Annotated in this window: 6 protein-coding genes; 5 read left to right on the top strand and 1 reads right to left on the bottom strand. The window is 68.9% G+C overall.

Features of this window, described 5'->3' with window-relative positions:
• Positions 1 to 78 (bottom strand): helix-turn-helix domain-containing protein (locus tag ABXG85_RS12165; RefSeq protein ID WP_353513893.1); only part of this gene is annotated, 78 nt, incomplete at its 3' end.
• 133 nt (positions 79 to 211) lie between these two features.
• Between ABXG85_RS12165 and cas6 the strand changes: the two genes are divergently transcribed.
• From cas6 to ABXG85_RS12140, 5 genes are read left to right on the top strand one after another with little or no spacing between them, the layout of a single operon-like run.
• A complete protein-coding gene (gene cas6 / locus ABXG85_RS12160) occupies positions 212 to 946 on the top strand; it encodes a CRISPR-associated endoribonuclease Cas6 (protein ID WP_353513891.1) in 735 nt (244 codons plus the stop codon).
• 9 nt (positions 947 to 955) lie between these two features.
• Entirely contained in the window at positions 956 to 1546 is a 591-nt protein-coding gene (locus ABXG85_RS12155) for a hypothetical protein (RefSeq protein WP_353513890.1), read from the top strand.
• Between the two features lie 58 nt (positions 1547 to 1604).
• Positions 1605 to 2567, top strand: a complete 963-nt coding sequence (locus tag ABXG85_RS12150; RefSeq protein ID WP_353513889.1) for an AAA family ATPase — start codon at positions 1605 to 1607, stop codon at positions 2565 to 2567.
• Positions 2564 to 3442, top strand: coding sequence for a ParB/RepB/Spo0J family partition protein (locus ABXG85_RS12145; protein ID WP_353513888.1), 879 nt, complete (start codon positions 2564 to 2566; stop codon positions 3440 to 3442). The genes ABXG85_RS12150 and ABXG85_RS12145 overlap by 4 nt, the downstream gene beginning before the upstream one ends.
• A gap of 29 nt (positions 3443 to 3471) precedes the next feature.
• Entirely contained in the window at positions 3472 to 6231 is a 2760-nt protein-coding gene (locus ABXG85_RS12140; protein ID WP_353513887.1) for a helicase-related protein, read from the top strand.
• Position 6232 lies beyond the last annotated feature (1 nt).

Here is a 6232-nt window from a genome sequence, read left to right as displayed (position 1 = left end):
GCAGAGGTCCAGGGTGCGCTCCAGGTCCTTGGCCTGGGGTTGGGTGGGGTAGAGGCGGTACTTGAAGGCTTTGCGCATCCCCGTCCTCCACGTAGGATAGCGCGCTTTTCGCTTATCCCGCTACACGCTCCTTCGGAGCGCGTGGGGGTCCCCCCGGTTTGAAAACCGGGGCATTATGGCCCCCACACCCCCTTTTCTGTAAAATCGCCCCGTGGTGCTGGCCGCCGTGGTGCTTTTGCTCGAGGGGGAAGGCCCGCCCGAGCCCCTAGGGCTTAGGGGATTTTTCTACGCCTTGTTGCGGGAGGTGGCCCCCGAGGTGCACGACCAGGGGGAAAACCCCTTTGCCCTGGGCTTCGGCGGGAAGGAGGGGGCGTATTGGGCCCGGGTGAGCTTCCTCAAGGAGGAGCTGTACGCCAGGCTTTCCCCCCGGCTCTTCGCCCTCGAGGGGGAAGCGGCGCGTTTGGGCAAGCCCTTTCGCGTGCGGGCGGTGCTCCAGGAGGGCCATCCTTGGGCGGGCGTGTCCACCTACCCCCGCCTCTTCCAAAATCCCTTGGGGCCTGACCTTCCCCTGCGCTTCCACAGCCCCACCTTCTTCCGCCGCAAGGGGGTGCATTACCCCGTGCCCGAGCCCAAACTGGTGATGGAAAGCCTTCTTCGGCGCCTCGAGGCCTTCGGGCCCCTCAAGGCCCCGGAAGGGGTGCGGGAAGCCCTCCTGGAGCGGACCACGGTGCGGTGGTTGGAAGGGCGCACCCTGAAGGCGGAGACCGAGGTGGACACCGTGGGCTTCGTGGGCCGAGTGGTCTACCACCTGCCCCGGGCCACGGAGGAGGAGCGGGCTTGGCTTTGGGCCCTAGGGCGCTTCGCCTTCTTCGCCGGCGTGGGGGCCAAGACCGCCTTGGGCTACGGCCGGGCCAAGGTGTTTCCCACGGCGGCCAAGGAGGAGTAGCATGGCCCTGTGGCCAAGGTGCTCCTGGTCCTGGCCCTGGTCTTGGGGGTGGTGTGGCTTTGGGGCCGCCCAGAGCCGCCCCCGCCCGGGGTGCTGGCTCCAGATCCGCCCTTCCAAGGCCCTCTAAGCCCCGAGGACCCTCGGGCGTGGCGCAAGGGGGTTTATCGGGTGGAGCCCGTGGCCCGGTTTCGCCTCGAGGCCCGTCTCCTCAGCAAACGCCGCTACCGCTATGACCGGGGGGCCGCCGTTGCCCCTTGGGACTTCGCCTTGGGTTGGGGACGGATGTCGGACACGGCGGTGCTTCGGCGGATGCGCTTGTGGCAGGCGGACCGCTTCTACTTCTACGCCGGCTCGGGGGAGCCCCCCATCCCCCTGCAGGAGATCGTGGAAAGCAGCGCCAACATGCACCTGATCCCCGCTACGCAGGCGCTGGAGCGGGCCCTGGCCCGGGCGCGGCCGGGGCAGGTGGTGCGCCTGGAGGGGTACTTGGTGAACGTGTACGGACCGGATGGCTTCTTTTGGCGCACCTCCACGACCCGCAAGGATACGGGGGCGGGGGCTTGCGAGCTCGTCTGGGTGGCGGGCTTCGCCGCCCGATAGTACGGGAGGCGGCACAGGACCCTTGCGCTAAAGCGCACTTCCTTGGTAGGCTTCCCCCATGAAAAGGGAGCGGCTGGTGCCCCTCACGGAGTGGGCCCGCATGGAGGGGATCTCGGAAAGCCTGGCTCGGAAGTGGATCCGGGAGGCCCGGGTGGAGGCAGTGCGCCTTGGCCACTATTGGTACATCCCCGTGGAGATTGACGGCCCGGAGCGGGGCAGGCAGGTATATACCCTCTTCACCCACGCCGGGGGGGCGGGGAAGACCTCCTTGGCCCGGGACTTGGGGTTTGAGCTGGCCTCGAGGGGCTACCGCGTCCTATTGGTGGACGCCGACCCTCAGGCCAACCTCACGGCGTGGCTTGGTGTGGACCCGAGCACCGTAGAGGATGGGGAAACCCTCCTTAGGGTCATCCGGCAAGACGTTTTGCCTCGGCCCCGGGAGGTGGGGCGGAACCTCCACCTGGTGCCCGCCTCCGTGGACTTGGCGGTGGGGGAGCTGGAGCTAGACCGCAAGCCCCTGGGAGCGCTGGCCCTGCGCACCGCCTTGGAGAAGCTTACGGACTACGACCTGGTCTTCGTGGACTCCCTCCCCTCCCTGGGCTCTTTGGCGGTGATGGCCGCCTTGGCGGGAGATGGGCTCATCGTGCCTGTGGAAACCGGCGCCAAGGGGGTGCAGGCCCTGCGGGCGGTGATTGGGGTGGCCAAGGAGTACCGGGAGGCCTTGCGCAAGGTGGACCCCGAGCGGGTGGCCGGGAGGCCGCACATCATCCGGGCCTTCGTCCCCACCAAGTACGACGCCCGCACCGCCGGGGACAACCGGGTGTTGGACACCATAAAGGAGCTGGAGGAGATCGCCCCTGTGGCCCCCCGCATCGCCTACCGCCCGGGTCCGCACCGCCGCGCTACGGAGGAGCAGGTGCCCATCCAGCTCACGGGGGACAAGGAGGCGGCGGAAGAGATCGCCAAACTGGCGGACTTCCTGCTCAAAGAGGTCTTCCGCTACGAGGAGGTGGTGGTGTGAGCGCTATCCGCGCTTACCTAAAGGGACTGGTGGAAGAGGCGAAGCGCCCGGCTTCGTCTACGGCGCTTTTGGGGGAGCTCCTCCCCCGCCCCCAGCCCCGCCGCCGCTTCGAGGAGGCCTCCCTGAAGGCCCTGGCGGAGTCCATCCGGGCCCACGGGGTCCTGGAGCCTCTCCTGGTGCGCCCCAAGGGGGACGGGAAGTACGAGATCGTGGCCGGGGAGCGGCGCTACCGGGCGGCCCAAATGGCGGGGCTTTCCGAGGTCCCGGTGGTGGTGCTGGAGGTGGACGAGCGGGCGGCCCAGGCCATCGCCCTCCTGGAGAACCTGCAGCGGGAGGACCTGAACCCCTACGAGGAAACGGTGGGGATCCTGGACCTCCTCTCCCTGGAGCTCGGGAAGGGGCGGGAGGAGGTGGTGAGCCTCCTGCACCGGATGCGGAACGAGAAGGGGGGCAAAGCTACCCATAACGTTATGGGTAGCCCGGAGGCGGGGAAGGTTGAGGAGGTTTTTCGCCTCCTGGGGCGGATGTCCTGGGAGTCCTTCGTGCAGAACCGCCTCCCCCTCCTCACCCTGCCCGAGGACCTGAGGGAGGCCCTCGAGGCGGGGGCCCTCCCCTACACCGCCGCCTTGGAGCTCAAGAAGGTGAAGGAGGAGGAGGCCCGGAAGGCCCTCTTGGAGGAGGCCAAGGCGGGGCTTTCCTTGAGGGAGCTCAAGGCCAGGGTGCGGGAGCTCCTGAAGCGGGAAGCGCGACCCAAGCCCTGGCACCACGAGGTGGCGGAAAAGCTCAAACGGTTAGACCTCGAGGCCCTCCCCCAGGAGAAGCGAAAGGCGGCGGAGGAGAAGCTTCGGGAGCTTATGGACCTCCTGGGGCTGTAGGGAACCCTCGGCCTGCAAATGCGTGGGTTATGACGCAAGCGAACGCCTTCCATCTCGGCAGTTTGGTCCGCTACCGGGAGCGGGACTGGGTCCTCGCCGATCGCCAGGGGGAGTACCTGTACCTCCGCTCCTTAGCCGGGGCGGAAAGCGCCCTCCTTCCCGTCCACCTGGGGCTGGTGGCCTCCCTCGAAGCGGCGCTTCCCCACGAGGGCCTGAGGCCCTCCGTGTTTCCGCCCCCAGGGGCGGAGAAGCCGGGCTCCTGGCAACGCCTGCAACTCTTCGCCCAAGGCGCCCAACTTCTCTTGCGGGACGGGGTGGCCCCCTTGCGGAGCCTTGGCCGGGTGGGGGTGCGGCCCAGGCCCTACCAGCTAGTTCCCCTGCTCATGGCCCTGCGCCTTCACCCGGTCCGCCTTCTCATCGCCGACGACGTGGGGGTGGGAAAGACGGTGGAGGCGGGCCTGATCGCCCGAGAGCTTTTAGACCGGAAGCTCGCCCGCAGGCTGGCCGTCTTGGCCCCGCCCCACCTCCTGGAGCAGTGGGTGGAGGAGCTCCAGGGCAAGTTCGCCCTGGAACCCGTGGTGGTGTCCGCTGGGAGCCTGGCCCGGCTGGAGCGGGAGGTGCCCCCAGGGGAAAACGTCTACGGCGCCCACCGGGTTCTGGTGGCGAGCATCGACTTCGTGAAACACGAGCGCCACAAGCCCCTCTTCCTCCAGGGGGCCCCGGACCTCGTCATCGTGGACGAGGCCCACGGGGCCGTGGGAGGACCCACCGCCACTCTGCAACAACGCTACGAGTTGGTCCGCGCCCTGGCGGAAGATCCCGAACGCCACCTCCTCCTCCTCACCGCAACCCCCCACAGCGGCATCCCGGAAGCCTTTAGCCGCCTCCTCGGGCTTTTGCACCCCGAGTTCGCCGCCTGGGACATAAGCGGCTTGGATGAGGAAAAGCGAGCTCGTCTGGCCCAGCACTTCGTGCAACGCACCCGGAAGGACATCGCCGAAACCTGGGAGGGGGCCTCCCTGTTTCCCGAGCGGAAGGTGGTCTATCGGCACTACACCCTGAGCCCGGAGTACCGCGCCCTCTACGAGCGGGCCTACGCCTACGCCCGGGAAGTGGTGCGGCGAAGCGAGGGGCTGGCGGAAGGGCGGCGGAGGCTCCGCTGGTGGGGCGCCCTCACCCTCCTCAGGAGCGTTATGTCCAGCCCCCGAAGCGCTCTCGCCGCCCTGGAGCGCCGGATGCGCCTGGACGAGGAAGCCCTGGAAGGGTACGCCCCCACGGTCTACGAGTCGGCGGAGGCCGCCTCGGAGGACGAAACCCCCTCTCCCCTGCTCCAGGTGGTGGAGGAGGCCCGCCCCGGGAGCCTCCGGGAACTCCGGCGCCTGGCCCAGGCCATCTCCCCCGAGAAGGACCCTAAGCTCCAGGGCCTCCTCACCACCCTCGAGGAACTCCTGCAGCAAGGACACCACCCCGTGGTCTGGTGCCACTTTGTGGACACGGCGGAGTACGTGGGAGATGCGTTGCGGCAACGCTTTCCCAAGGTCCACGTGGCCACGGTCACGGGCCGGATGGATCCTTCCCTGCGCCGGGAGGCGGTGGAGGCCCTGATGGAGGAGTCCCCCCGCATCTTGGTGGCCACCGATTGCGTTTCCGAGGGGATCAACCTGCAAAGGGGGTTCTCCGCCGTGGTCCACTACGACCTCCCCTGGAACCCCAACCGCCTGGAGCAACGGGAGGGGCGGGTGGACCGCTTCGGCCAGGCCGCCAAGGAGGTGGTGGCGGTCCGGTACCGGGGCAAGGACAACCCCATGGACGAGAAGGTGGTGGCGGTCCTCCTGGACAAGGCGGAGCGCATCCGCAAAGACCTTGGGGTCTACGTCCCCGTCCCGGACGAGGAGCGTTATGTGGTGGACCGCATGGTGCGGGAGCTCTTTTACGCCGAGGCCCAGCCCCTCCTCTTCGCCGAGGCGGAGGGCGTGGAGGAGCGCTGGGGGCGGGACGTGGAGCGGGAACGGGTGAGCCGGAGCCGCTTCGCCCAGAGGGCCATGCGCCCCGAGGAGGCCATGCGGGCCCTCGAGGAAACGGATGCCGTCCTAGGAAGCCCTGAGGCGGTTCGAAACTTCGTCCTCCTGGCGGCCAGGCTCTTGGGCCTCGAGGTGGGGGAGGAGGGCCAGGCCCTTCTCCTGCATCCCCGACCCGACCTGCCTGAGGGGGTGCGGGACGCTTTCGCCGACGCCCGGGGCAAGCTCCGCCCCTTGCGCCTGGCCTTCACCGACCCAGCGCCCGAGGGGGCGCAGTTCGCTGGGCGGACCCACCCCCTGGTGGTGGCCCTAGCCCGCCACTTCTTTGAGGGACCTCTGGCCCGGAGCGAAGGGCGCTTCGCCGTCTGGCATGCGAGGGGGGTGCCGGAAGCCACCTACCTCTACCTCCTTAGGCCCCGGTACCGCCTCAAAGACCGCAAGGGGGAGGTCCTGGGGGAGGAGGTGCGCCTCTTGGCGCTTCGGGGTGGGGCCCTCTTGGAAGGGGAAGCCTCGAGGCTCCTCGCCCTTCCCCCGGCGGGCAACCCCGAGGGGGACCTAAGCCGATACCTGGGCCTCGCCCTCAAGCGCTACGAGGAGGCAAGGAGCGAGGTGGAGGGCTACCTAAAGAAGCGGGCCCGGGAGGTGCAGGAGGCCCACCGGGCCCTGAGGCGGGCGGCGCGGGAGCGGGTGGGGGACGTGGAGGTGGAGGCGGTTCTTCCCCCGGATCTCCTGGCGGTGGCGGTGGTCCTGCCGATGAAGGGGGAGGCTTGAG

The sequence above is a fragment of the Thermus sp. LT1-2-5 genome (assembly GCF_040363165.1).
In the GTDB taxonomy this organism is placed as follows: Bacteria; Deinococcota; Deinococci; order Deinococcales; family Thermaceae; genus Thermus.
Note: the sequence above shows the minus strand (reverse complement) of the source record. Positions and strands in the feature narration are given on the sequence as shown.